The 25,302-nt window shown below is 63.1% G+C and carries 23 protein-coding genes; 15 read left to right on the top strand and 8 right to left on the bottom strand.

Annotation, left to right across the window (positions count from 1 at the left end; genetic code table 11):
• Window positions 1-323: 323 nt before the first annotated feature.
• From PE058_RS07795 to PE058_RS07770, 6 genes are all read left to right on the top strand, one after another.
• Complete coding sequence (locus tag PE058_RS07795) at window positions 324-2,099, top strand: APC family permease (protein ID WP_026868190.1); 1,776 nt, start codon at window positions 324-326, stop codon at window positions 2,097-2,099.
• A gap of 174 nt (window positions 2,100-2,273) precedes the next feature.
• The gene (locus PE058_RS07790; protein WP_020086993.1) at window positions 2,274-2,879 is read left to right on the top strand and encodes a dimethylamine monooxygenase subunit DmmA family protein; all 606 of its coding nucleotides are present in this window, start codon (window positions 2,274-2,276) and stop codon (window positions 2,877-2,879) included.
• Window positions 2,876-3,835, top strand: a complete 960-nt coding sequence (locus tag PE058_RS07785; RefSeq protein WP_020086994.1) for a PDR/VanB family oxidoreductase — start codon at window positions 2,876-2,878, stop codon at window positions 3,833-3,835. Before PE058_RS07790 ends, PE058_RS07785 begins: the two co-directional genes overlap by 4 nt.
• Window positions 3,836-3,871: 36 nt before the next feature.
• Window positions 3,872-4,912 (top strand): heme-dependent oxidative N-demethylase family protein, encoded by a 1,041-nt coding sequence (locus tag PE058_RS07780; protein ID WP_020086995.1) that lies wholly within the window; start codon window positions 3,872-3,874, stop codon window positions 4,910-4,912.
• Between the two features lie 211 nt (window positions 4,913-5,123).
• Window positions 5,124-6,248 carry an aminomethyltransferase family protein gene (locus PE058_RS07775; protein WP_271030280.1) on the top strand — a complete coding sequence of 375 codons (1,125 nt, stop codon included), beginning with the start codon at window positions 5,124-5,126 and terminating at the stop codon, window positions 6,246-6,248.
• A 261-nt stretch (window positions 6,249-6,509) separates the two neighbouring features.
• Window positions 6,510-7,031: a SixA phosphatase family protein gene (locus tag PE058_RS07770; RefSeq protein ID WP_271030279.1), complete on the top strand. Its 522-nt coding sequence runs from the start codon at window positions 6,510-6,512 to the stop codon at window positions 7,029-7,031.
• A gap of 9 nt (window positions 7,032-7,040) precedes the next feature.
• Here the strand turns inward: PE058_RS07770 and PE058_RS07765 are convergent, their stop codons facing one another.
• The 5 genes from PE058_RS07765 to PE058_RS07745 all read right to left on the bottom strand — a co-directional run bounded on the left by PE058_RS07765 (window position 7,041) and on the right by PE058_RS07745 (window position 10,690).
• Window positions 7,041-8,114, bottom strand: coding sequence for a sensor histidine kinase (locus PE058_RS07765; protein ID WP_271030278.1), 1,074 nt, complete (start codon window positions 8,112-8,114; stop codon window positions 7,041-7,043).
• 130 nt (window positions 8,115-8,244) lie between these two features.
• Window positions 8,245-8,604, bottom strand: coding sequence for a response regulator (locus tag PE058_RS07760; protein ID WP_020086999.1), 360 nt, complete (start codon window positions 8,602-8,604; stop codon window positions 8,245-8,247).
• Between the two features lie 303 nt (window positions 8,605-8,907).
• A complete protein-coding gene (locus PE058_RS07755; protein ID WP_020087000.1) occupies window positions 8,908-9,771 on the bottom strand; it encodes a response regulator in 864 nt (287 codons plus the stop codon).
• A 134-nt stretch (window positions 9,772-9,905) separates the two neighbouring features.
• The gene (locus PE058_RS07750; RefSeq protein WP_020087001.1) at window positions 9,906-10,463 is read right to left on the bottom strand and encodes a sigma-70 family RNA polymerase sigma factor; all 558 of its coding nucleotides are present in this window, start codon (window positions 10,461-10,463) and stop codon (window positions 9,906-9,908) included.
• An 8-nt stretch (window positions 10,464-10,471) separates the two neighbouring features.
• Window positions 10,472-10,690 (bottom strand): NepR family anti-sigma factor, encoded by a 219-nt coding sequence (locus PE058_RS07745; protein WP_020087002.1) that lies wholly within the window; start codon window positions 10,688-10,690, stop codon window positions 10,472-10,474.
• Window positions 10,691-11,382: 692 nt separating this feature from the next.
• On the opposite strand from PE058_RS07745, the gene PE058_RS07740 reads away from it, so the two are divergent.
• The 3 genes from PE058_RS07740 to modA all read left to right on the top strand — a co-directional run bounded on the left by PE058_RS07740 (window position 11,383) and on the right by modA (window position 14,955).
• Entirely contained in the window at window positions 11,383-12,276 is an 894-nt protein-coding gene (locus PE058_RS07740) for a GGDEF domain-containing response regulator (protein ID WP_020087003.1), read from the top strand.
• A gap of 131 nt (window positions 12,277-12,407) precedes the next feature.
• On the top strand, window positions 12,408-13,901 hold the full coding sequence (gene eat, locus PE058_RS07735; RefSeq protein WP_020087004.1) for an ethanolamine permease: 1,494 nt from the start codon (window positions 12,408-12,410) through the stop codon (window positions 13,899-13,901).
• Between the two features lie 253 nt (window positions 13,902-14,154).
• The gene (gene modA / locus PE058_RS07730) at window positions 14,155-14,955 is read left to right on the top strand and encodes a molybdate ABC transporter substrate-binding protein (protein WP_271030277.1); all 801 of its coding nucleotides are present in this window, start codon (window positions 14,155-14,157) and stop codon (window positions 14,953-14,955) included.
• A gap of 54 nt (window positions 14,956-15,009) precedes the next feature.
• Here modA and PE058_RS07725 read toward each other — a convergent pair whose 3' ends face one another.
• Window positions 15,010-15,420, bottom strand: a complete 411-nt coding sequence (locus PE058_RS07725) for a winged helix-turn-helix domain-containing protein (RefSeq protein ID WP_020087006.1) — start codon at window positions 15,418-15,420, stop codon at window positions 15,010-15,012.
• A gap of 223 nt (window positions 15,421-15,643) precedes the next feature.
• Here PE058_RS07725 and PE058_RS07720 point away from each other — a divergent pair, with 223 nt between their 5' ends.
• Together PE058_RS07720 and PE058_RS07715 are read left to right on the top strand one after the other, a co-directional pair.
• Window positions 15,644-16,639, top strand: coding sequence for a phosphotransferase enzyme family protein (locus PE058_RS07720; RefSeq protein WP_271030276.1), 996 nt, complete (start codon window positions 15,644-15,646; stop codon window positions 16,637-16,639).
• Between the two features lie 31 nt (window positions 16,640-16,670).
• A complete protein-coding gene (locus tag PE058_RS07715; protein WP_271030275.1) occupies window positions 16,671-18,143 on the top strand; it encodes an aldehyde dehydrogenase family protein in 1,473 nt (490 codons plus the stop codon).
• 12 nt (window positions 18,144-18,155) lie between these two features.
• Here the strand turns inward: PE058_RS07715 and PE058_RS07710 are convergent, their stop codons facing one another.
• Window positions 18,156-18,527 carry a hypothetical protein gene (locus PE058_RS07710; protein ID WP_020087009.1) on the bottom strand — a complete coding sequence of 124 codons (372 nt, stop codon included), beginning with the start codon at window positions 18,525-18,527 and terminating at the stop codon, window positions 18,156-18,158.
• 289 nt (window positions 18,528-18,816) lie between these two features.
• Between PE058_RS07710 and PE058_RS07705 the strand changes: the two genes are divergently transcribed.
• Entirely contained in the window at window positions 18,817-20,487 is a 1,671-nt protein-coding gene (locus tag PE058_RS07705) for a hybrid sensor histidine kinase/response regulator (RefSeq protein WP_020087010.1), read from the top strand.
• A 28-nt stretch (window positions 20,488-20,515) separates the two neighbouring features.
• Here PE058_RS07705 and PE058_RS07700 read toward each other — a convergent pair whose 3' ends face one another.
• Window positions 20,516-21,253: a response regulator gene (locus PE058_RS07700; protein ID WP_020087011.1), complete on the bottom strand. Its 738-nt coding sequence runs from the start codon at window positions 21,251-21,253 to the stop codon at window positions 20,516-20,518.
• 223 nt (window positions 21,254-21,476) lie between these two features.
• On the opposite strand from PE058_RS07700, the gene PE058_RS07695 reads away from it, so the two are divergent.
• From PE058_RS07695 to PE058_RS07685, 3 genes are all read left to right on the top strand, one after another.
• Window positions 21,477-22,016, top strand: a complete 540-nt coding sequence (locus PE058_RS07695; protein ID WP_156827461.1) for a hypothetical protein — start codon at window positions 21,477-21,479, stop codon at window positions 22,014-22,016.
• A gap of 46 nt (window positions 22,017-22,062) precedes the next feature.
• Window positions 22,063-22,365: a hypothetical protein gene (locus tag PE058_RS07690; protein WP_020665385.1), complete on the top strand. Its 303-nt coding sequence runs from the start codon at window positions 22,063-22,065 to the stop codon at window positions 22,363-22,365.
• 211 nt (window positions 22,366-22,576) lie between these two features.
• Window positions 22,577-25,288, top strand: coding sequence for a bifunctional acetate--CoA ligase family protein/GNAT family N-acetyltransferase (locus PE058_RS07685; RefSeq protein ID WP_020087014.1), 2,712 nt, complete (start codon window positions 22,577-22,579; stop codon window positions 25,286-25,288).
• The last annotated feature ends 14 nt before the right edge of the window (window positions 25,289-25,302 follow it).

Genomic DNA, 25,302 nt, shown 5'->3' with positions numbered 1-25,302 from the left:
TGCTCTGCGCTGACCTGAAAAGCTCGGTATTCCAGCGCAAACACCGACTTCTCCAAACATCCCCGCTCCGAAGATGCATCATTATTCGCGAGGTGACAAACGGGGAAGACGCGGAGAAAGATGTTTCCTCTCGCGAATATTTGTTGACACAGAAACAACCGCTGCGTCATTATCGCCCAGGGGGTTGCATCAGGGGTCCGGTAACAGACGGCACCCCAAAAAGCGATGCGCCCGCCATTGCCCGTCTGCGACACCGAAGCGCTCAACGCATGTCCGATGGCGCTCTCGCAGAGGGAAACAAAAAAAGCTCTGGGGAGTAAAAAATGAATGTCGTAACGGGCGCGTTGGCGGCTGACTCGCCAACATTACATCGATCAATTGACTGGAGAGGCGCGTTCTGGGTCGCCAGTGGCGTTCCTGCTCTCGTTCTCTTTTCCATTGGCGGCATCGCTGGAACCACCGGCAATGTCGCCTTTCTTGTCTGGATGGCCAGCATGTGCATGGGCTTCATCCAGTCGTTTACCTACGCCGAGATCGCTGGCCTCTTCCCGAACAAGTCGGGCGGCGCATCCGTTTACGGCGCCTCTGCCTGGGTTCGTTACTCGAAGCTGATTGCTCCGCTTTCCGTCTGGTGCAACTGGCTGGCCTGGACGCCGGTGCTCTCGCTCGGTTGCTCCATCGCAGCCGCCTACATCCTGAACGCACTTGGTCCGATCCCAGGCGCGGAGTCGCCGGAAGTCCTCGCCTGGGTAAAGGCGAACGCCAGCTCTCTCGCCGCCGATAGCCCGCGCATCGCAGAATGGCTGGCAGCCAACGCCGGCAAGACGGCCGAGGATGCACGCGCGGCACTGCTCGCGGCCGACGGCGTCTCGGCACTCACACCCGCGTTCCGCAACTGGACTCTTGTCAGCGGCTCGCTCGGTCCGGTCTCCTTCTCCCTCAACTGGACGTTCTTCATCGGCGTCGCGCTGATGCTGATGACGTTCGCGATCCAGCATCGCGGCATTCTGGGCACCGCCAACGTACAGAAGTACATCGGTCTGCTCGTGATCGTCCCGATGCTCATCGTCGGCATCGCGCCCATCGTGACCGGCCAGATCAACTGGGACAACTACACGCCTCTCGCACCCTTGAAGCAGGCCTACGTGCCTGAACATGGCGAGTGGAACATCGGTGGCTGGACGCTGGTGCTCGGCGGCATGTTCATCGCGGCCTGGTCGACCTACGCGTTTGAGACCGCGATCTGCTACACGAGCGAGTTCAAGAATCCGAAGACCGATACCTTCCGCGCGATCTTCTACTCGGGCCTGCTTTGCCTCGTGCTCTACACGCTCGTCCCCTTCACCTTCCAGGGCGTGCTGGGCCTCAACGGAATGCTCGACGCCTCGATTGTCGACGGCTCGGGCGTTGCGGCCGCTATGGGCAACATGGTGGGCGGAGGCGGCTTCGTCACGTCAATCATGGTCATGTTGATGATCTTCGCGCTCATCCTCGCGATCATGACGGCGATGGGCGGCTCCTCGCGCACGCTGTACCAGGGCTCCGTCGACGGCTGGCTTCCGCGCTACCTGTCTCGCGTGAACACGCACGGCGCTCCCACCGCGGCGATGTGGTCCGACCTCATCTTCAACCTCGGCCTTCTTGCCATCGCCGCGGCCGATGCGACGAGCTACTTCTTCATCCTCGCCGTATCGAACTGCTGCTACATCATCTTCAACTTCCTGAACCTGAACTCGGGCTGGATCCACCGGATCGACAACGGCCACATCGAGCGGCCGTGGAAAGCTCCCACGATCCTGCTCGCGATCGGCGTACTGTTCTCCTTCGTCAACGCCGTGTTCCTCGGCGCAGGCGCCAAGGTCTGGAACCCGGTTGCACTCTGGGCAGCCACCATCGCGGCCGGCCTCATCATTCCGGTGTTCATGTTCCGCCACTATGTGCAGGACAAGGGCCGCTTCCCCGCTCACATGCTGGACGACCTCAACCTCACCGAGGCCGACCTCAAGGTGCGCAAGGCCGGCATCCTGCCCTATCTGACGCTCATCGCAGGCGTCACTGTTGTTCTTCTCGCCAACTGGTTCTTCCAGCTTCCGGCGTGATGACGAAAGGACGGTGGGCCGCCAGGCCCGCCGTCACACGACACTGACCGAACAAGAAACTGATAAGAAACTGCACCAATAAAAAAAGACACAGCGCTAGGGCGATCTCCGAGCACAGCGAGGAAATCGCCCGAAGCGCCGTAAGAAACCAATAATCCTAGCGGAGAACTGCGCATGCTTGTCGAGGGCATCAAAAGCAGGCCACAGTATCCTGGCTTGATCGCCGACTGCTACGCGAACCATCACGTCATCGCTGCAGATGGCGATGGAGCACAAGCCATCATCGATCTCTTCAATCAACACGGTCCGCAGATCAAAGGCCGCGTCACCATCGTCTACGCCGAGACCCTGCCCAACAGCGCCGACTACACGACACGCCTGAAGCAACTGCCCGTCGAGATCGTTCATGCGCTGCCGACTGTCGTCACGGCGATCCGGCGTCTGACCGGCGTGCTCCACGTGGCGCGCATGGGAACCCGCATCTACGCCGCGGGAACCGAAACCATGATCGGCCTCACCGTCCAACTCGCGCAGGAGCTTGGCATGGACCCGCAAGCGGTCCTGACCGAGCATCGCGGCACTATGGCCCGCCGCGTACAGTGCGTTCATTGCAAGGGATTTACCGAGAACGTGAAGACGAACATCGTCAAGTGCGCGCACTGCGGCGCAAATCTTCTCGTCCGCGATCACTACTCGAAGCGCCTCGCAGCCTTCCAGGGCGTGTGCGTCGACGCCGAGGTTCCCGGCGAGCTCCCCGAGATCGTCGAGGTGTTCAAATGAGTGGCGCTGAAATTCCCGTCCGCGTCGCCCGCGTCGAAACCGTCGCAGAGCGCATCAAGCGCATCCGCTTCGTCCCCATCGACGGACGCCCGCTGCCCACCTTCTCGGCCGGCGCCCACACCGTGGTCACGATGCGCGACGGCGCCAAGACCATCAAGAACCCCTACTCGCTCATGGGCTCGCTGAGCGACACCACCGGCTACGAGATCAGCGTCCTCAAGACCAATAATTCGCACGGCGGATCGCTGTACGTGCACGAGAAGCTATACGAAGGCGCTTTCGTCACCATCAGCCACCCCTCGAATCTGTTCGCGCTCGACCTTCGCGCGCGCAAGCATCTCCTCATCGCGGGCGGCATCGGCATCACGCCGATCATGGCGATGGCCGAGCAGCTTCAGCAGATCGGCGCGCCCTTCGAGCTGCACTACTCCACCCGCACGCCGAGCTCGGGCGCATACGTGGATGAGTTGAAGCGGAAATACGGCCGCAAGCTTCACCACTATCAGACCGTCTCCGCCCAGCGGATCGATCTCACCAATCTCCTCGGTCAGCAGCCCCTCGGAACGCATCTCTATGTCTGCGGTCCCGACGCGATGATCGAGGATGTGCTGCGGCTCGCCAAGGAAGCCGGCTGGCCAAGCCAGCACGTCCACGCCGAGCACTTCACCGCCCCGCGCGGCGGCCTGCCGTTCGATGTGGAGCTCACGAAATCGGGCCGAACCATCCGCGTGAAGGAGGACGAAAGCATCCTCCAGGCACTCGAATCCGCTGGCCTCGAGCCTCCGTATCTCTGCCGCGGCGGGGCATGCGGACAGTGCGAGACGGCCGTGGTGAGCTGCGACGGCAGCATTCTCCACTACGACCACTATCTGACCGACGAGGAAAAGCAGGCTGGAAACAAAATCATGATCTGCGTTTCTCGCCTCAAAGGATCGCGGATCACTCTCGATCTCTGATGTCACCTCCCGAAATGCGGTCTTAGGAGCAAGCTAATGAATCAGGAATTCAAGAAAGAGACCTTCCGGGACGATTACACGTTCTCGAACAGCCCGGAGTCGATCAGGCGCTTCCCCTTCCCGTTCTGGGAAGACAAGTACATGTACTCGGTGAACATCGAGCCGCACACCAAGGGCCCCGCGGGCTCGGTGTTCGAGTTCCCCATCGACATCAACGAGCACTACGTCTCCGAGATGGCGGATCGCGCCATCGTCCTCAAGGAGGACCCGCTCCGCTGCCAGGCCCTTCCTCACATGATGCTGGCGCAGTGGGACTTTCTCGAGCTGCTGATGACCTCCATGGCGCGGGATTACCCGCAGTGGTTCTCGCTCAAGACCGAGGGCGACAACTGGCACTGGATCAACCGCCCGCTCAACATCGACCAGAAGTTCGTCTTCGGCGATCCCTCGACGCTGCCCTACGAGCCGATGGAGTACATCGGCCGCCAGTGCCAGGGTGACTTCTCGATCCAGGACCAGCGCGACGGACAGCTCTGGATGGATGCCGGAATCATCACCACCCAGGCCGATTGGTCGCTCGATTTCGACGTCGGCATGAACTTCATGGAATGGCACGGCCCGGTGCCGCTCGCCCATGACATGAAGGTGTTCGATCGCGCGCTGAAGTTCCTCTTGAACCTCCAGCTCGGCCAGCCTGTGCGCCGCCTCAACTGGACGATGACCATCAACCCGCGTCTCGATACCAGCCCGGAGAACTACAACAAGTGGGGCAAGGACCGCACCACGGTCACGCCGGAGAATGTCGGCGACAAGGTGCACCTGCGCGTCGAGCTGCAGGCGCTGTGGCGCCTCCCGCGCTCGAACGCCATCCTCTTCTCCATCCGCGGCTATCTGATCAAGATGCGCGAGCTGGTCACGGTGCCGAAGTGGGGCCGCCGCATGCATCGCGTTCTGAAGTCGCTCCCGCAGGAGCTCATCGACTACAAGGGCATCACACGCTACCGCGACACCACCCTCGAATGGCTGTCTCAGTATGACGACGGCGCACCGACCTCTCAGGGCGGCGGTCCTGATTGAGATCTGAAACTTGCAGCGGACGATTGAGCTTCCACGCACAATCGTCCGCTGCGCTCATTCCGGACGTTTCCGCTATGCGTCCCGCATTCGATTTTCCCGAATTTTGAATTTCTCACTAAGAAAAAAAGTTGACTCAAAAGAAACGACGTGCGAGAAATTTGAAAAAGCTCGGCATGCGTATGCGCAGCAGCCCAAAAAGTACTCGGAGGAAATGATGTCGAATATCACCCGCAAAACTGCGCTCGAAAGCCGCCACCGCGCGCTCGGGTCGGACCTGACCCAGTCCTGGAACGGCATGCCGATTCCTCAGAACTACGCCACCGATCCCTATGACGAGGTTGCAGCAACGCGCTATCGCGCAGGCCTCATCGAGGTCACCGGCCTCAACATCGTCAACGTCTCCGGTCCGGACGCCACGAAGTTCCTGAACTATCTTCTCACCACCGACGTTTCGAAGGCCGCTGTCGGCGACTCGCATATCTCGAACACCGTCAACGATGCTGGCGCACTCATCGACGACGTTCTCGTGTACGTCGACGGCCAGAACACGTTCCGCATCTCCCATGGCGGCGGCGCCTTCGGCGAAGCGCTGAAGGAGTACGCGTCGAAGTACGACGTCAAGATCGAGCCCGATGACGATGTGCACATTCTCTCGCTGCAGGGCCCCGTCGCGCTCGAGGTGTTGGCTCCCCATACGCCGGCCGATCTGTCGAAGCTCGGCTACTTCAAGCATCTGAAGACAACGCTTTTCGGCCGCCCGGTTTCGATCGCACGCGGCGGCTACTCCGGCGAGCGCGGCTACGAAGTCTTCACCAGCCGCGAAGACGCGGGCTTCATCTGGGATTCGATCCTCGAAGCCGGAAAGGCAAAGGGCGTCATGCCGGTCTCCTGGACCTGCCTCGACATCGTCCGCGTCGAATCCGGCCTGCTGTTCTTCCCGTTCGATATGCCCCATGGCGACACCACGCCTTGGGAAGTGCGCGCCGACTGGACCATCGATCTCAGCAAGCCTGACTTCCGCGGCAAGGCGGCCGTAGCCGCGAGCAAGGGCAAGGAGCGCTCGTTCATCACCGGCCTGGAAGTGGATTCCCACGAAGCCGTCACCCCCGGCGCGAAGGTTTTCGCAGGCGGCAAGGAAGTCGGCATCGTGACCAGCACCACCTTCAGCCAGCATCTCGGCAAGTCGCTGGCCATGGCCCAGATCGCGCCGTCGCACACGGCACTCGGCACGGCCGTCGAGATCAACGACGGCGGCAAGGTGCTCAACGCTCACGTCGTGCGGATGCCGTTCTACGACCCGCTGCGTTTCCGGACCCATCCGGCCTCGGAGCGCTGATTACCTCACGCCTCCAACACTACTTCACTACGTCTTCCTCCCAAGTACGATGCTGTTTGGTGCCGATCTTTTGACCATCGAGGTTCCCCTGGTTTCTTTAGACGGCAATGTCCATCCAAACAGCTAAACTGGAGCCCAAGCCAAACTTGGGCTCCTTTTTTTATCCTCGGCCGCTCACGCTTTTTGAGCCGCTCGGATGGGGGTGCTCACATTGGCCGTCAGGGCCCTTGACGCCGCGCTGCAATCCGCCATGCTCGCGGCATGCTGACTCTTTCCATCCTCCGCCACGCAAAGTCGAGCTGGTCCGATCCCGAGCTTGACGATCACGACCGTCCGCTCGCCAAGCGCGGCGCGAAAGCAATTCCCGCGCTCGCCAAGTTCATCCGCCATGAAAAGCTGAGACCGACGCTGGCCTTGTGCTCGGATGCCATGCGCACGCGCGCGACCTTGACGCTGCTGCTCGCCGAGCTAGGCCCGCCCGCGCCGCGCGTGGTTTACGACGAAGCGCTGTACCTTGCCTCGCCCGAGGTCATGCGCACCGTGCTCGGCCAGTACGCCGAGGACGAGCCGCACGTGCTGCTGGTGGGCCACAACCCCGGCCTTCACGCGCTCGCGCTCGAGCTTGCAGGCGATGGAGACCGCAAGACGCTCGCCGCCCTCGCGCAAGAGTTCCCCACGGGAGCGCTGGCCGTGCTCACCTTCAAGGCTTCGAGCTGGAAGGACATCACGTCGGCCAGCGGGCACCTGGAGCATTTCACGACCCCGCGTCGCCTCGAATCCTGAGCGGTTACGTTACTCGGAGACGATCATTTCTTGCGGAAACCTGAGACGGCAGGAGAAACCCTCCCCATCGAAGCTGATATTGGGGCTCGCCGCACCGGGTCCCGCCAGCGACGAGATCAGACTGAGACCGAAACCACGGCGTGGCGTCACGGCCGGAACTGTCCCGCCCTGCTCGGACCATTCGAATTCGAGATACCGCTCGGCTCCCGTCTCGAACAGGGTCCAGCCCACGTTCACGGTGCCGGACTGACCGGAGAGCGCGCCGTGCTGCATCGCATTCGTAGCCAGCTCGTGCACGGCAAGTGTGAAGGTTTGCACCACCGAGCCGCGTAGCCGCACCGGCGGCCCGGATGTGGTTACGCGATGGATGACCTCGTGCAGCTCCCCGTCCATGATCTCGCCGATACCGGCCCCGCTTCCATCCCCCGCCGTCAGCATTTGATAGGCGCGCGAAAGCGCCCGCAGCCGCCCGATCAAGGCACCACGCGCTTCGTCCATCGGACGGCCCTCGCTCAAGGTCCTGAGCGAGATGGACTGCATGATCGCGAGAAGATTCTTGCCGCGGTGGACGTGCTCGCTCGCAAGCGAGCCTAATCTGTCCGCACGCCGGACTTCCTCCGCAGCCGTTGCCTGAAGCCGATCCAGGTCTGAGCCGAGCGCGGCAACGGATCCGGACAAGCGCGCCAACTCGCCGTGCAGCCGCGCCCGTTCGAGCAAGAGGCTTGCCTTTGCGCGCAGAAGCCGTGGCGGAACAGGCCAGGGAAGATAGTCGAAAGGTGCAGCAAGAGCGTCCGTGATCGCCTCTACACGCTCCGCATCAGCGGAAAAGAACACCACGGGGGTGCCAGCCAAGGCACCGAGCATGTCGCCCATCTGCCGCAGCCTCGAACCGTCTATCCCGTCGAGTTGGATCAGCACAGCCGCGAACTGCTGGCTATCGCCGAGAGCTGTGGCGATGTCGTCCGACGGTGTCAGGAATTCGATGCGATCGGCGAGCCCCGCCAGAGCCTCCCGGTAGAAGGCATGCCGCGCAACCGCAGGATCGAGGACGAGAAGGCCAGCAATGGCCGAAGGACGTGTCATCCCAAGACCCGATATTGGTGGTTCGCACGGCGAGCTCTGGTCAATCGATAGCGCACCGCGGCAACCAAAGTTCCCAAGGATTTGGGGCCCGGAACGCGGATCCCGTGGAGAGGCTCACGACGCTCGATGATCAGGCCTGATTTTGAGACGTCACGAGCTCGTTGACGAGCTTGCGCACCACGTCGAAGTCGAACGGTTTGGAGACCGTCATGCGCTCTCGAAATGCATCCGGCATGGCATGGGCGCCATGGCCCGTGGCGAACGCGAACGGAATGCCGCGCTCGCCCAGCGCCTCGGCCACCGCGAAGCAATCGTGATCGCCAAGCGTCACATCGAGGATCGCCGCATCGATCGGCGTGGAAGCCACGAGCTCCAGCGCCTGACTTTCCGAGTGCGCCGGCCCAACGGTTTCATGCCCGTACTCCGTGAGCAGGTCGCAGAGCATCATGGCAATGAGGGCTTCGTCATCGACAACCAGAACACGCGCCATTCTAGGTCCACCAATTACGGCTCGACGAGCAATGACATAGAAAGCAAGCCGGCAGGCATCCGGTGACTCGCGAAATATAGAACGCGAACCTCGGCCCGGATCGGCAAGCGCGAGCGTGAATCACGTCTGCTTTCAATTCAATGAAAAAGGCGATCATCCTTTTCGCGTTTATGTGATCGGAAGGAGGGGCCGGGGAGGCCTCTCGCTTCGCGCATCCGGGAGAATGCGCCTGGAACACTCCAGGCGACCAGAAGACGGCACGATACTCCCGGCGCCGGAGCGCCGGAAGAGACGCCGTTATGCTTAAGGCCTTGCGGACCGGCCGCCAGCCGAAGACGCGCCAGCGCCGAGACGCGGCCCTCTCTGGCTGCCAATGCCCGCCGGAGTCTCGGGAACGTGTGCATTCGTGCCGAAGAACAGCGCTTGGCTGACCAGCGCCCGAACGGTATTGGGCTCGAAAGGCTTGGTGATGAGAAAGGTCGGCTCCGGGCGCTCGCCCGTCAAAAGGCGCTCCGGGAAAGCCGTAATGAAGATCACGGGCACATTGAACCCGAGCAGGATCTCGTTAACCGCATCGAGACCCGAGCTGCCATCGGCCAGATGAATATCGGCGAGCACGAGACCTGGCTTTTTCTTCCGGACCTCCGCCAGCGCCTCGCGGTGCGTGCGGGCAATGCCCGACACCCTGTGGCCGAGACCTTTGACGAGGGCTTCGAGATCCATGGAGATCAGCGGCTCGTCCTCGATGATGAGAACGTCCGTTGCGGTCTGCTCCGCGATCTGCTCACCCGCCTCCTCGATCAGACGCGTAACGGCATCGTTCGAACACTCAAGAATTTCGGCGATCTGCTGCGTCGTGAACCCCTCCACGGAAGCGAGAAGAAAAGCCTGGCGCGGCAGCGGCGTGATAGCTTCCAGGCTGCGATCGGCCTGGGTTTTCGGCACCGCCGGCTCGTGGTTGACGCTGATCGAGTTCCAAACCTTGAGGAAGCACTTGTAGAGGCCGACGCGTTTCAGGCTGCCCTGCGGAAAGCTGTCTGGATCAGCCACAAGCGTTTCGAGCACGGCCACCACATAGGCATCCCCGCTCTCCTGGCTGCCGGTCAACGCGCGCGCAAAACGCCTGAGATAAGGCAGCTGAGGCGCAATCGTTTCAGCAAGCGACATGGTGTTTTCTCCCTACAAAGCAGACCATCACTGGCATGCGGACGGCCGCGACCCTCGTCATTAACGCCGGGCCGGGGGCAAAAGTTCCGAAACCAAATTTAAATGTTCCATATCAAACAACTAGGTGTCGGGCCTCAACCCCTCGCACTGTCCTTGACCAGCCCCGCGATCTGGGACGGAACGGTCGAGTGCGTGCCGGATTTGAGATCCTCGTCGCCAAGCAGCTCCACCAGTCTGTTGCGCGCGCGGTTTACGCGGCTCTTGATGGTGCCCACGGCGCAGCCGCAGATTTCCGCGGCCTCCTCGTAGGAAAAGCCTTCCGCGCCGACCAGCACCAGCGCCTCGCGTTGATCCGACGGAAGCGTCGAAAGCGCCGACCGGAAATCCGCGAGATCGAGATGGCCATACTGCTCGGGCTGAACGGCGAGCGAGTTCTGGTAATGATCTTCTGGGTCGTCCACCTCGCGGCGTAACTTCCGATGCTGCGAAAAATAGACGTTTCTGAGAATGGTGAACAGCCACGCCCGGAAGTTGGTGCCAGGCGTAAAGGAGTCCCGGCTGTTCCAGGCCTTGACGAGCGTTTCCTGCACCAAATCGTCCGCGCGCGCGGGATCGTTCGCGAACGAGCGGGCGAAGGCGCGAAGATGTGAAATCGCGCCGACCAGGGCTTCTTCGAAATCAGGTGCTGCCATTGGGACTTTCACCCGCCTTTGCCGCTGGTCTCGGACTTCTTGAGTTGATCGAGCAGGTGCAGGAACTTGTCAGGCACCTTCTCGCGCACAACCTCCTCGTAGCTCTCGCGCAACCTCCGCCCGAGCGCTCCCTGGATAGCCGCGTCGACGCTCGCCGGCGGCTCCGTATCGACGGCGCTCTCCGCTGTCACGCTCTGAGCCGGTTGAACGGATTTAGGTGTCGTCATCTTGATGAGATCCCTCGGAACCTTTTCACTTTCTCCAACCCAAGTTGCCCCGTCGCAGAACTCAGGACCATGACCGCACGCGCAGGACCGCCTCGGTCGTCTCCACACCCATGCGCGGCCGCTCCCTTGAGGGCAGCGTTCATTTTTACTGCGTTTATTTCCCCTGTCCCGCCGTGTCTCAATGTTTCCCGCAACTGCAAGCTGGCGATCCCATTGCCATTAAGCCCAGCGTTCTCAATACATTAAGCCAGATCGAGAGCCTTGAAGCCCGACCAAGACATTCTGCGAACCATCCCGCGGAACGCACGAAGGCCCAGCCGGTTCCATCGAAGGTGCGATTAAAATTCCGAAGACCCGCACCCCACGCTGCACGTTGCAATCCCGGGAACCGGCCCGCGGTTCCCGCGTTATCCCGCAGATATGGCCAGCTCTGATCGAGATCGCGCGATCAATGACGACGCTTCGGGCTTGCACAGCAGACGCCGCCCGCACCCCCTCCCCGACCCTAGAGCACGGGTGGCGTCATGCTCGTGGTGCCGGCAGGCAGCTTCCCTCCCAATACTGCTGTCGGCACCACACACTTCCCCGACCCTCCGAAGGGCGAACACCTTCGCTCCGTTCACGGTAATCACCTGTTCACCCTATCCGGTTAGGGTGCGTGGGTCGGTGGTCGATTTCAAAAAGAACAACGAATGCATGTCGTCATCATCGACCCGAGCCGGGTCGTTCAACAGAAGCTCGCAATCGAGCTTGAAGCTACGGGATGCTATGTCGATTGCTTTTCGGCATCGGATCTCGCGCTGCAATACATCGAATCCACGCGCTCCGTGGACGTGGTGCTGACCAGCCTCGAACTCGAGCCTATACCCGGCCTGGAGCTGTGCTGGAACCTTCGCACATTCGTCGGCGACAAGCGCCCGCTCCACATCATCGTCATGTCGTCGAACACCAGCGAGCGTGCGCTCGCGGAAGCGCTCGACTGCGGCGCCGACGACTTCACCGTGAAGCCGGTGCGCCGCGAGGAGCTCATGGCGCGCCTGCGCGCGGCCAACCGCATCATCACCATGCAGCGCCAGCTCGTCGAGCAGGCGCAGACCGACTACTTGACGGGCGTACTCAACCGCCGCGCATTTCTGGCGACCATGGAAGAGAAGCGCCGCGAGCTCGATGCCTCGGACAACCTTGCGCTGTGCCTTCTCGATATCGACCGCTTCAAAAGTATCAACGACACCTATGGCCATGATGTCGGAGATCTCGTCATCAAGACCGTCGCGCGCATCGCAGGCGAGGAAGCTCCCGTCGTTGCCCGCCTCGGCGGAGAGGAATTCGCCCTCGCGTTTCCCATTCTGGATGCAGACCAGGCCGCCCATTGGTGCGACGTCATCCGCCAGAACATCGCCGCCCACGAGTTCGACGGCGGCAGTGCTCCGTTCCACGCGAGTTGCAGTTTCGGCGTCTCGGCCTGGACCGCAAACGAGCCCCTGAGTCTCGCCCTGCAACGGGCCGACAAGGCCCTGATGAGCGCCAAGCAGGACGGCCGCAACCGCGTGCAGATTGCTGGAAAACCAGAACTCGTCGCGGCTTAATACAAGCAAAATCAATAGGTTGAAGAAATACGGGGGTTTTTTTCCGTTTTGCTACAACCACCCCCCTCCCGAGAGACCGGTCTTAGCTTATCCTGAATGCGCCAAAATGGCGCACTCAGGGGAGCTAAACAATGCAACAACACTCCACGCAAGGCGTGACCTATGAAAAGGTCGATGACGCCTATTTCAAAGCACGCGGTCTAAAGCGACACGCCGGCGTTTGGTCATTATGGGCCCTCGGCGTGGGCGCGGTGATCTCCGGCCACTTCTCTGGCTGGAATCTCGGCCTGGCCCAGGGCGGCTGGGGTGGCATGTTCTTCGCCACCATCATCATCGCCACCATGTACCTGGGCCTCACCTACAGCCTCGCGGAAATGAGCCCGGCGATGCCGCACACCGGCGGCGCTTACTCGTTTGCGCGCACCGCGTTCGGTCCGTGGGGCGGCTTCCTCACTGGCCTTGCCGAAAACGTCGAATACGTGATCACGCCTTCGGTCATCGTCTTCTTCATCGGCAGCTATGCAGCCGCGATCCTCGGCGCGCCTGCGGAAGCACAGCCGCTCTTCTGGATCGCCTTCTACATCATCTTCGTCACACTGAATTACGTCGGCGTGGAGCTGTCGTTCCGCTTCTCGCTGATCATCACCATCCTGGCGCTGCTGTGCCTCATCGTGTTCAATCTGAGCGCGATCGGGCATATCGATTTCAGCCGCTGGGCCCTCAACATCGGCCCCGATGGCGCCGAGCTGCCGGAGGGCAACGGGCCGTTCCTGCCGTTCGGTGCCTACGGCATTCTCGCGGGCCTGCCGTTCGCCGTGTGGCTGTTCCTGGCCATCGAGCAGCTTCCGCTCGCAGCCGAGGAGTCGGTCGATCCCAAGCGCGACATGCCGAAGGGAATTCTCGCGGGCATGTTCACGCTTCTGGTCTCCGCCTTCCTCATCCTGACGCTCAATCCGTCTGTGACAGGAGTGGGATCGCACAAGCTCGGTGCCTCCGGCGAGCCTTTGCTCGACGGCTTCCGCGCGATCTACGGCACCGAGATCGCAACGCTGCTCGCCATCGTCGCCCTTACCGGCCTGATCGCGAGCTTCCATACGATCATCTACGCCTATGGTCGCCAGATCTACTCGCTGTCGCGCGCCGGCTATTTCCCGCGCGCCTTCTCCCTGACCCACGGCACGCGTAAGACCCCGCATGTGGCACTCTTCGTGGGTGCCATCGTCGGTCTCTCCGTGATGATGATCGTGTGGTTTGCCGAAGGGGCCGACAAAGGCGCACAGCTCATCGGCGGTACGCTCCTGAACATGGCCGTGTTCGGCGCCATGTTCTCCTACGTGATGCAGGGCCTCACCTACATCAAGCTGAAGCGCGATTTCCCGACGCTCGAACGGCCCTACAAGAGCCCGCTCGGCACCGTCGGCGCGGCGCTCACCGTGATCATCGCGCTCGTCACCATCTACATGCAGCTCCAAGACCCGGTCTATCGGGTCGGCGTTTACTGGGTGGCTGCTTGGTTCGCCATCGGCATCCTCTACTTCGCGCTGATCGGCCGTCACAAGCTGATCCTCTCGCCCGAAGAAGAGTTCGCCCTCACCAAGGGCGAGAAGGCGTACGAGACGCACTAAGCTCGGCGGCAATCCATCGAGAGCGGAGGGCCGGGCTGCGATGCCTGGCCCTTTTGCTTGATCGCGCGGCTCCGTCTCGGTTCGCCCGCGGGCAAAATAACGACGGACACGCCAATATCGCCGGCAAAACCCGGCCATGACACTTCTACAACGCCATGACGCGAACCCGCGGTGTTTCGCGATGCTTGACAGAGACGCCGCCGGAGTGGATCGCTGTATCCGATAAAATACAGCCACCAATCAGGATCCACTCATGGCAAAATTCGCACGATTGTTGATGTGCACCCTCACGCTCGCCTTTGCGGGGCTCGCGCACGCGCAGGAGGCCCGCCCCTCCGAAAGCTCCGCCACCGGCACGAAGCCCGTCGTCGTCTTTGCGGCAGCGAGCCTCAAGAACGCGCTCGACACGATCGGCAAGGATTGGGAGAGCAAGACAGGGAACAAAGTGGCGTTGTCGTTTGCTGCGTCGTCAGCACTCGCCAAGCAGCTCGAATCCGGCGCGCCCGCCGATCTCTTCGTCTCCGCCGACCTCAAGTGGATGGATTGGGTCGCCGAGCGCAAGCTGATCGATCCCGCCTCCCGCAAGACCCTGCTCGGAAACACCCTGGTGCTGATCGCACCCAAGGAGAGCACCTTCTCCCTCAAGATCGAGAAGGGCTTCAAGCTGGCGGAAGCCCTCGGCGACGGACGCCTTGCCATGGGCGAGCCCAAATCCGTTCCCGCTGGCATCTACGGTCAGGCAGCCCTCACCTCACTGGGCGTGTGGGAGGCAGTGTCCGCGAAGGTCGCGGGCGCAGAGAACGTCCGCGTCGCCCTGGCTTACGTGGCACGTGGCGAGGCGCCCCTCGGCATCGTCTACGGCACGGACGCCAAGAGCGACCCGCAGGTGAAGGTGATCGATACCTTCCCGGCAGACAGCCATCCGCCGATCGTCTATCCGGTGGCCATCGCCGCGTCGTCGACCAGCGCGGAAGCCAGAAAATTCCTCGAATTCCTCTCGAGCCCGGACGCCGCGAAGGTGTTCGAAGGCCAAGGCTTCACCGTTCTGAAATGAGCGGAAACGGCAGGCCGGCGGTCGGCGAGAGCAACCCCGGCTTGCTTCCAACGTTCACACGTTTTCGAGATCGGACTCGAAAGCCACAAGCTCGGCGCGCGCGGCTTCCGCTGCGCGGTCCTCGATCCGCCGATAGGCCGCGATCAGCGCGCGGCCGAAGTCCGTCAGCTCCGCGCCGCCTCCATGCGCCCCGCCTGCCGCGGTGGTGAGGATAGGCCGCTTGAACAGCTTGGCAAGCTCGTCCGCCAGAAGCCACGCGCGCCGGTAGGACATCCCGAGATCCCGCGCCGCCGACGAGATCGAGCCCGTCCGCCCGATCGCCTCCAGCAGATCCACTTTTCCCGGCCCGAGCTGCCGCTCATCGGGAAACACGATGCGCAGCCGCAACATCGCCCGCGACAGAGGCCCCTTTTCCGCGATCGCCTTGCGCCGAGTTGCCGGGGCGGCTGCCTTCCGTTTCACCATCAATCGACCTGCTTCATCACGTCTGATTGCATCCAACGCCGTCCACACCCGCAAATCTATACCGCAGGCGGGGCCCAAGCGGGAGAGCATTGAGCGCGTGCATCCCCTTGTGCTTCCTGCGATATACTTTTGCTGTCAACACGTCCGCATACGTCGCGGACGCGTGTGTCACGGGGTGGGGCCGCCGGAAAAGTGCGGCCACGCAGCAGAGGAAGATCGAAGCGTGAGCGAAACGGAAGCAGCCCCGGCCGTCGAGTTGCTCGACAAGCTCGCCGCGCAATCGCTTCGCCGCTTCGCGCTTCCGCCCGATACCACGCCGACCCTCGTCAACATTTCGGAGAACGCCACCTATCGCCTGGACGATCCTGCGACGGGCAACCGGTGGGCATTGCGGATCCATCGCGAAGGCTACCACTCGCCGACGGCCATTGCATCCGAGCTGGCGTGGCTCTCCGCGCTCAAGGAGGCGAGCGCCGCAGCCGTGCCAGCGCCCATCGCCGGCCGCGACGGCGAGCTGATCCAGTCCGTCGCCATCGACGGATTACCCAGCCCGCGCAATGTCGTGCTTTTCGCGTGGGAGGCCGGCCAGGAGCCTGCGCCCAACGACATAGCGGGCTTCGAGCGCCTGGGCGAGACGGCCGCCCACATGCATGGCCACGTGAAGACGTGGAACCGGCCACCTTGGTTCGAGCGCCATAGCTGGACGTTCGAGACGAGCCTGGGCGCAACGCCGCACTGGGGGCGATGGCGGGATGGCATGGGGCTCACCCCGGAGATCGCAGCCGTTATTTCCGAAGCCGTGGCCGTGATCGAACGTCGCCTCGCACGTATCGGAACGTCGCCGTCCGTCTTCAATCTCGTTCATGGCGACATGCGCCTCGCCAATCTCCTGGTCGATGGCGACACCGTGAAGGTTATCGATTTCGACGACTGCGGCTTCTCCTGGTTCCTCTACGACTGCGCGACGACAGTCTCGTTTTTCGAGGATGCGCCGGAGGTACCGGAGCTGATCAAGGCTTGGACGCGCGGATACCGCCGCTTCGGCGCGCTGAGCCCGGAGGAGGAGACGGAGATCGAGACCTTCGTGATGCTGAGACGCATCCTGCTCGTCGCCTGGATCGGCTCCCATTCGGAAACCAACCTCGCGCAAGAGATGGGCGTCGCCTACACGCAAGGAACAGGGCCGCTCTGCGAACGCTACCTCTCCCGCTTTGCGTGACCCCTTCCGCTCGAAACCCCGACAGGATCTCATGACGCCGAAACTCTTCATCGATGGAACATGGCAGGCCGCAGCCCGGGGCGGCACCATCGACGTCGTCGATCCCGCGACCGAGCGGGTCTTCAGAACCTGCTCTGCGGGCACGGCTGACGACGTGGACCGCGCCGTCACAGCGGCAAAGCGCGCGGGACAAGGTCCCTGGGGACGCACCACCGGCCGTGAGCGCGCCGTCGTTCTGTGCGCAATCGCGGACGCTATCGAGCGCGAGAAGCAGGCGCTTGCCGAGCTCGAGGTTCGCGACAACGGCAAACCACTCGCGGAAGCCCTGGGCGACATCTCGGACGCCGCCTATTGTTTCAACCTCTACGCCGCCTACGCCGAAGAGCTGGATGCACGCCAGGGCGAAGCGATCGCCGTTCCGGACGACCGTTTCAAGACCACCGTGAAATATGTTCCCGCCGGAGTAGCCGGCCTTATCGTGCCGTGGAACTATCCGCTTCTGATGGCGGCATGGAAGGTAGCCCCAGCGCTCGCCGCCGGATGCACCCTGGTGCTGAAGCCGTCTGAGTTCACCCCGCTCACAGCGCTCGAGCTTGCGCGCATTTGCGAGGAAGCTGCGGTCCCTCCAGGTGTCGTCAACGTCGTGACGGGCTACGGCAACGACGCGGGAGCGCGCCTCGCCGCGCATCCCGACGTAAGAAAGCTCGCCTTCACCGGCTCCGTGCCGACCGGCATAGCCGTCGCCACCGCTGCCGCCCGGGACATCAAGAGCGTCAGTCTCGAACTCGGCGGAAAATCACCCATCGTCGTCTTCGACGATGCCGATCTGGAGCAGGTCGTCGAATGGGTGATGTTCGGAATCTTCTGGAACCAGGGGCAGGTCTGCAGCGCCACCTCCCGCTTGATCGTCGAGCGAGGGATTGCCGGGCGCCTGATCGAGCGCCTCGTAGAGGAGGCCCGCAAGATCACAATCGGCAACGGCATGGACGAGGGCGTGCTGCTGGGCCCTCTCGTGAGCCGCAGCCAGTACGACAAGGTCCTTGGCTATATCGAGATCGGAAAGCAGGAAGCCCGCCTCGCGTCCGGGGGGAGGCGCCCGCCCGGATTCGACGCAGGCTATTTCCTGGAACCCACCATCTTCACCGGCGTACCGCCCGATGCACGCATCTGGCGCGAGGAAATCTTCGGGCCGGTGCTGTGCGTCGCCGAGTTCGGCACCGAAGAGGAAGCGCTCACACTTGCCAACGGCAGCGAGTTCGGTCTCGCCGCCGCCGTCATGACCCGCGATCTCGAACGCGCCGCGCGCGTCGCCGACCGGTTCGAGGCAGGTGTCGTCTGGATCAATTGCTCGCAGCCGAACTTCCTCGAGCCTCCGTGGGGCGGCATGAAGAAGAGCGGCGTCGGCCGAGAACTCGGCACCTGGGGACTGATGAACTTCCTGGAACCCAAGCAGATCACGAACTACCTGAGCCCCGCCCCCTGGGGCTGGTACCTCAAGGGATAGCTGCGGCTCTCCTCAATCGAGATCGACCACCGACTTCACGAAAAAGGTGCGAAGCACACCGTCGTGCTCCCGGAAAGAAACGTACTCGCCGGGAACGATGCGATGCTTGTCGAGCTTGTAGCCCGGCTCGTCGTCCCCGCTCTGCGTCGGATCGTAATCGAACGCCCAGCTCCCGCCACGCCGCCGGATCAGATGGCCGATGGCATCCTTCTCATGCGGCCAGAACCGCTTCACGCGGCAGCGCTCGCGCGCGCCTTGCCATTCCTCGGCGTCGAGATGGCCATCGTCCCCCAAAGGAGCGATGAACTCATACCCCCGGTCATGGCTGCCGTTCGGAAACTCCGGATCGCGCGCGAGTTCCAGTCTGATATGCTTGAGCGTCACGCAAAGTCCTCCTTGATGGGCTCGTGGAAGAATATTGGGCTCGGACCGGAAACTCAGGATTGATCCGCGTCAAAATGCCGGTTCATCCCACGGCAACAACGGTCTCCCGGACACGCGCCCTCCGCCGGCCTGCGTCCGTTCGCCAGACCACCTCCGGAACCATGTATGTTGGCGGACCCGGGCGCCGGTGCTAGATCAGAAAAGCTTTGGACCCCGAGGTCCGGAGGAGAGAGAGTTAACGGTCTCGCCGAAGACCGCAACGCGTCCTACCCCAGCTTCGAGAGAGGCCATGGCCGACACGCCCCATCCGCCACCGACGTCGAGACGCGACCCGACCGAGACGCTGCGGATCGCGGAAACGCAGATCTCGGCCATTCTGACCATCGCGGCGGACGCGATCATCTCCCTCGACGACCAGTTCCGCATCACGCTTTTCAACGACGGCGCGACGGCGATCTTCGGCTACGTGCCCGAAGAGATCATCGGCCACTCCCTCGAAAAGCTCATTCCCGAGCGGTTTCACGACGTTCACCATCACCACGTCGCGGATTTCTCCGCCTCCCCCATCGCGGCACGCAAGATGGGCGACAGGCGCGAGATCTTTGCGTTGCGCAAGGACGGTACGGAGTTTCCGGCCGAAGCCTCCATCGCCAAGCAGCAGGTCGGCGGCAAAAAAGTTTACATGGTCGTGCTGCGGGATGTGACGGAGCGTAAGCGCACCGAAGCCGCCCTCGCGCTCGCCAACACGGAGCTGGAGCAGCGCATCGCCGACCGGACCCGGGATCTCGAGGCCGAGATACACCGCCGCGAGGAAACCCAGGCAGCCCTCATCCAAGCCCAGCGCATGGAAGCGTTCGGCCAGCTCACCGGCGGCATCGCCCACGACTTCAACAATCTTCTCACCATCGTCACCGGGAACCTGGAGCTTCTCGGATACGATCTCGAGAACGAGACCTCCCGTGCCTACCTGAAGCGCGCCAGCGATGCGGCCGACATGGGCGCCGCCCTGACCAAGCGCCTGCTGACCTTCGCCCGCCGCCGCCGCCTGACGACACAGGTGATCGACGTCAACGATCTGGTACTGGGCCTGACGGAGATCCTGAAACGCTCCCTCGGCGAGCCGATCACGCTCACCACCGTCCTTGCCGGCAAGCTCTGGCACACCCGCACCGACCCGAGCGAGCTCGAGAATGCCATCCTGAACCTCGCCATCAACGCGCGCGACGCCATGCCGGCAGGCGGCGATCTCATCATCGAGACGAAGAACGCTCCGGCCGCCGACATCCCGGCGAACATAGGGCCCGGCGAGTACGTGCTGATCACCGTCAGCGACACGGGACAGGGCATGCCGCCAGAGGTGATGGAGCGAGCCTTCGAGCCCTTCTTCACCACCAAGGAGCCGGGGCGAGGCACGGGCCTCGGCCTCAGCACCATCTACGGTTTCGCAGAGCAATCCGGCGGCTACTGCACAATTAGCAGCACCCTCGGCAAGGGCACCTCGGTCAGCCTCTACCTGCCGCGCGCAGCGGCCGACGCGGATACGGTGCGGCCCGACGCGGCCGAGCCGATCCCGCTTTCCGAGAATTGCGAGGTCGTGCTCGTCGTCGAGGACAATCCCGAGGTTCGCGAGCTGACACTGCAGCGGGTCGAAGGTCTTGGATACGTCGTACACGAAGCCGAGAACGGGCCGGACGCGGTCCGCCTGATCGACAGCGGCGAGCCTGTGGACGTGATCCTGAGCGACATCGTGATGGCGGGCGGCATGTCCGGCTACGATCTGGCCCGCTGGGCGAAGGACAATGCCCCGCACATCAAGGTCATCCTCACCACCGGCTATGCCGCCGAGGAGGCGAGCAACGATCCCGCCGAGCTGATTGATGCACCGATCCTGCGCAAGCCGTATCCGAGGGCGGATCTCGCCAAGGCACTCCGCAACGCGCTCCGCGCGCCGAGCGGCTAGGCGCTCGTCTTCTCGCACCTGGAAGCGGCTACACCCGCTTCACCGCACCGGCAAAGGCGTAACCCACGCCGCGAACAGTCTTGACGAGCTGAGGCCGCTCGCTTTCCGGCTCGATTTTCTTGCGCAGGCGGGCAACCAGACCGTCGATCGAGCGATCCATCGGCGTCCAGTCGTGGCCCTTGAGCAGATCCATAAGCTCGTCCCGTGACAACACCCGCCCCGGACGCTTGACGAAGATCGCCAGCAGATTGAACTCGGCGGTCGTGAGCTCGGAAATCCGGCTCTTGGGATCGCGCACCTCGCGCCGCTTCATGTCGATGGTCCACCCGTCGAACGTGAAACGGCTCCCGTCCGGCTTCTCCACCACGGGCTCCGCCTCCTCGGCGGCCACATAGCGCCTCAGCACGGCACGGATGCGCGCGATCACCTCGCGCATGAGGAACGGCTTCGAAATGTAGTCGTCCGCGCCCAGCTCGAGGCCGACGACGCGGTCGATGGGATCGCCCTTTCCGGTGATCATGATGATGGGCGTATTGCGCTTCGCCCGGAAGTCGCGGGCGAGCTTGAGGCCATCCTCGCCGCCGAGCTTGAGATCGAGCGTCATGAGCGCAACGGGCTGTTGGTCAAGATGCGCCTGCGCCTCGGCCCCGTTTCCTGCTTCCAGAACGCCGAAACCTTCCGCTTCGAGCCCCGCGCGCAGCAAGGCCCGAATATCCGGCTCGTCGTCCACGATCAGAACTTGCTCTTGCTGAGGCTGTTGAGACATCCGTCGCTCACCCGAACCGAAACCCTCGAGAACGCTGGAGACAGGCGCCCAAAAAAGGCGACTGACACATCGTGATACACAATCTCACAATCGGACCATACGCCTGGGACGCTGATCCCATCTTATGTCCCTAATCCACATTGGCCAGCGCGCCAAATGTCATGGTTCGTAAAGAATGTATTTGCATCGCCAAATTCGAGAATCCGAGACCGGAGAGCGTTTGGTGACGAAGGCCGCTAAGATCCCCGTTAAGGGTGCTGAGAGTGCCGGTACGCCGCCTGAGACGCTCGACGTAAGCGCTGCGAATACCCGGCAAACCTTCGTGCTTGGAATATTCCCGCTCGTTCCGGCTGCAAGCGAAGCCATCGAGCACCTCGCGGACACGTCCGCGCGGGATTGCGACGCGCTCCTCGTTTCGGACGGCATCCCCCATTTGGTGGACGGCATTCGGCCGCATGCCCGCGCGCTCCGCTGCACGGCGAGCGATCTCACCGGCTTTGGCCTCACGTCGCGACGGCTAGTGGACGCGACACCCCCGTTCAAGGCTCTGTGGGAGAGCATCCGGACGCCCGAGGGGCTGAAATCCGGCACGCTCGGAACCCAGAGGCTTTTCCAGCATCTGGTGCAGCGCGTCTCCAGCGGAGCGGCTGTCGTCATTGTACGTACGGTGACCCCGGAGCAACGCCTCGCGACGTCCCGGACGTTGCTGGAGGCGGGCTGTGAGGTGCTGCTGACCCACGAAATAACGGCCCCCCCCAACTGATCCTCCCCATCGAGCTCCTTGCTTTCACATCCACACGAGGTTCCCGATGACACAGACTTTGGACGAAATGCTCGAAGCCGACGCATGGCAAACGCCGTTCATGAGGGTTTTCGATGCATGGATCACCTTCAACGGAGCAGTGTTCGAAGCCGCCTCCCAGACGAGCATGGCCTTGGCCAGCCAGCCCGCCGTATTCGCACGCGCGATGGCCGAGGGCTTCACGGCGCCGCTGCGGCCCGCGGAAGAACCGGACCAGGAAGCCGATACAGAGTGCTGCGGGGCGGAATGCACGTCGGAGACCTGCAACCGCGCCGCACTCGCGCGCATGATGCAGGAAATCCGTCACTGAGCCGTGCTAAAGGCAAGAGTGCTGAGGATAGCTGCTCGAGCGCGTCGAGTCGCCTGATGACGCGCGGCCGCGAATCCCTCCGTATTCAAGCCATCTCCTTCCGATACGAGACGAAAGCCGCATTCAATGCAGTGGCTTGACTGTGCAAACTGCGCGCGTTTACTCGCAGCGCATCCGCCACGTCGCGTGACCGGATCGAAGAGGCTTTTGCATGACGGTTCGCAACCTCGAGTTCCTGTTTTCGCCGAGAACCGTCGCGCTCATAGGCGCAAGCCCTCAGCCGGGCAGCATCGGGCGCATCATTGCCAGAAACCTTGATAGCAGCACCTTTGCGGGTGAAGTCTTTCTCGTCAATCCACACCATACGGAGATCGACGGAACGGTCTGCTACCCCTCCGTCTCCGCGCTGCCGCGCACGCCCGATCTCGCGATCGTCGCAACGCCCCCCAAGACAGTCCCCTCGATCGTGGCCGAGCTTGCCGCCAAGGGAACACGCGCCACCGTCATCATAACAGCCGGAATAGAGGGCGAGCTTCGCCTCAAGACCTTCGAGGCCGCGCGTCCGGCCTGCATGCGCATCGTCGGTCCGAATTGTATCGGCGTTCTCATGCCGCGCCTCGGGCTCAACGCCAGCTTCTCCCATCGCATGCCGCTCAAGGGCGATCTCGCGTTCATGTCGCAATCGGGCGCCCTCGTAACGGCGGTCATCGACTGGGCCCACGCCCGCGGCATCGGCTTCTCCAAGGTCGTCTCGATGGGCGACATGGCGGATGTCGATTTTGGAGATCTCCTGGATTTCCTCGCCGGCGATCCGGAAAGCAAGGCGATCATGCTTTACGTCGAGCAGATCACCCAGGCTCCCAAATTCCTCACCGCCGCCCGCCGGGCCGCCCGCGCCAAGCCCGTCATCGTGCTCAAATCCGGCCGCCATGCCTCCGGCGCCAGGGCCGCCCACTCCCATACCGGCGCCCTCTCCGGCTCGGACGCTGTCTACGATGCCGCCTTCCGGCGCGCGGGGCTCGTTCGCGTCGGCGATCTCGATTCGCTGTTCAGCGCGGCCGAGATGCTCTCCTTCACACCGAAGCTCGAAGGCGAGCGGCTGGCGATTCTCACTAACGGCGGAGGCGCAGGCGTGCTGGCTGCAGACCGCCTCGCCGACTTCAACGTCGAGCCGCCCAATCTGACCCCGGAGACCTTTGCGGCGCTCCACAAGGTGCTGCCGCCCACCTGGTCCAGAGGCAACCCCATCGACATCATCGGAGACGCCGGCCCCGAGCGCTACGCGGCCGCACTCGACATCCTCCTTCAGGACAAGGCGCTGGATGCCGTTCTCGTCATAAATTGCCCCACCGCGCTCGCCTCCAGCGAGGACAACGCCAACGCCATCATCCGCACGCATGCCGCCGACACGCGGATGCTCGGGCAGAGAAAGCCCGTGCTCACCAACTGGCTCGGAGACAGCGCCGCTACCGAGGCACGCCGCCGCTTCGCCAAGGCCGGAATTCCTACGTTCGATACCCCCGCCGAAGCCATCGAAGGCTTCATGCAGCTAGTTGCCTACAAGCGCTCTCAGAACGAGCTGATGCGCACGCCGCCCACGTCGCCTGGCAACCTCCATTTCGACAGCGAGCGCGCGGGCGCCGTGATCGCGAACGCCCTCTCCCGCAGCCGGTTCATGCTGACGGAAAAGGAATCGAAGGCCGTGCTCTCCGCCTACGGCATTCCCGTTGCTGACACGATCATCGCCAAAGACCCGGAAGCCGTCGCCGCAGCCGCAGAGAGGATATTGCAGACCACGCGCGCCTGCGTGATCAAGATTCTATCGGACGACATCTCCCACAAATCCGACGTCGGCGGCGTGCGTCTCGGCCTCAGAAGCCCGGAGGAGGCCCGCGAGGCGGCCCGTGCCATGCTGGCCGACGTCGCGCGCATCCGCCCTGATGCCCGCCTCGAGGGCTTCACCGTCGAGCCGATGATCGAGCGGCCCGGCGCACACGAGCTGATCGTTGGCATGAGCGTGGACCGCACGTTCGGCCCCACCCTGCTGTTCGGCGCGGGCGGGACAGCCGTCGAGGTCATCAAGGACACGGCCCGCGCGCTGCCGCCGCTCGATCTGATGCTGGCCCATGACGCCATCCGCCAGACACGTATCAGCCGTCTCCTGCAAGGCTACCGCGACCGACCGCGCGCCGATCTCGACGCCATCGCCGAGGTGCTGGTCCGCGTGAGCTACATGATCGCCAATCATCCCGAGATCCGCGAGCTCGACATCAATCCCCTTCTGGCGGACGAAAAAGGGTGCATCGCGCTCGATGCCCGCATGCGCGTGGCGGATGCGCTGACGCAGCCGCGCCTGCCGCTTTCGATCCGGCCTTATCCCGCCGAATGGGAAAAGGACCTGGAACTGCCCCGCATCGGCAAGATCCATTTGCGCCCCGTGCGCCCCGAAGACGAAGCGCTCTACGATCGCTTCTTCGAGCGCGTCACGCCCGAGGATGCGCACATGCGCTTTTTCACCATGAAGCCGGATCGCTCACACCGCTTCATCGCCCGCCTCACCCAGATCGACTATGCGCGCGAAATGGCGTTCGTGGCCCTCTCCCAGCCGGACGGCGAGTTGCTAGGCGTGGGCCGCCTCGCCGCAGATCCCGACTACCTGCGGGCCGAGTATGCGGTGCTTGTCCGGTCGGATCTGAAGGGAAAAGGTCTTGGCTGGCTGCTGATGCAGCACCTCGTCGCTTACGCCCGCGAGGAAGGCCTGCAGCAGATCTTCGGGGAGATCCTCGCGACCAACATGACCATGCTGAACATGTGCCGCGACCTCGGGTTCCGCATCGAAACGGTGCCCGACGACATCACGCTCCGCCACGTGACGTTGGACCTCGGCGGCCCGCCCGGCGCACGCATGAAAACGAACGTGTAGATTGCGCCGGCCCC

It is taken from the genome of Hyphomicrobium sp. DMF-1 (assembly GCF_027886585.1).
In the GTDB taxonomy this organism is placed as follows: Bacteria; Pseudomonadota; Alphaproteobacteria; order Rhizobiales; family Hyphomicrobiaceae; genus Hyphomicrobium_C; species Hyphomicrobium_C zavarzinii.
The sequence above is the reverse complement of the archived record's forward strand: the minus strand, read 5'-3'. Positions and strand labels throughout refer to the sequence as shown.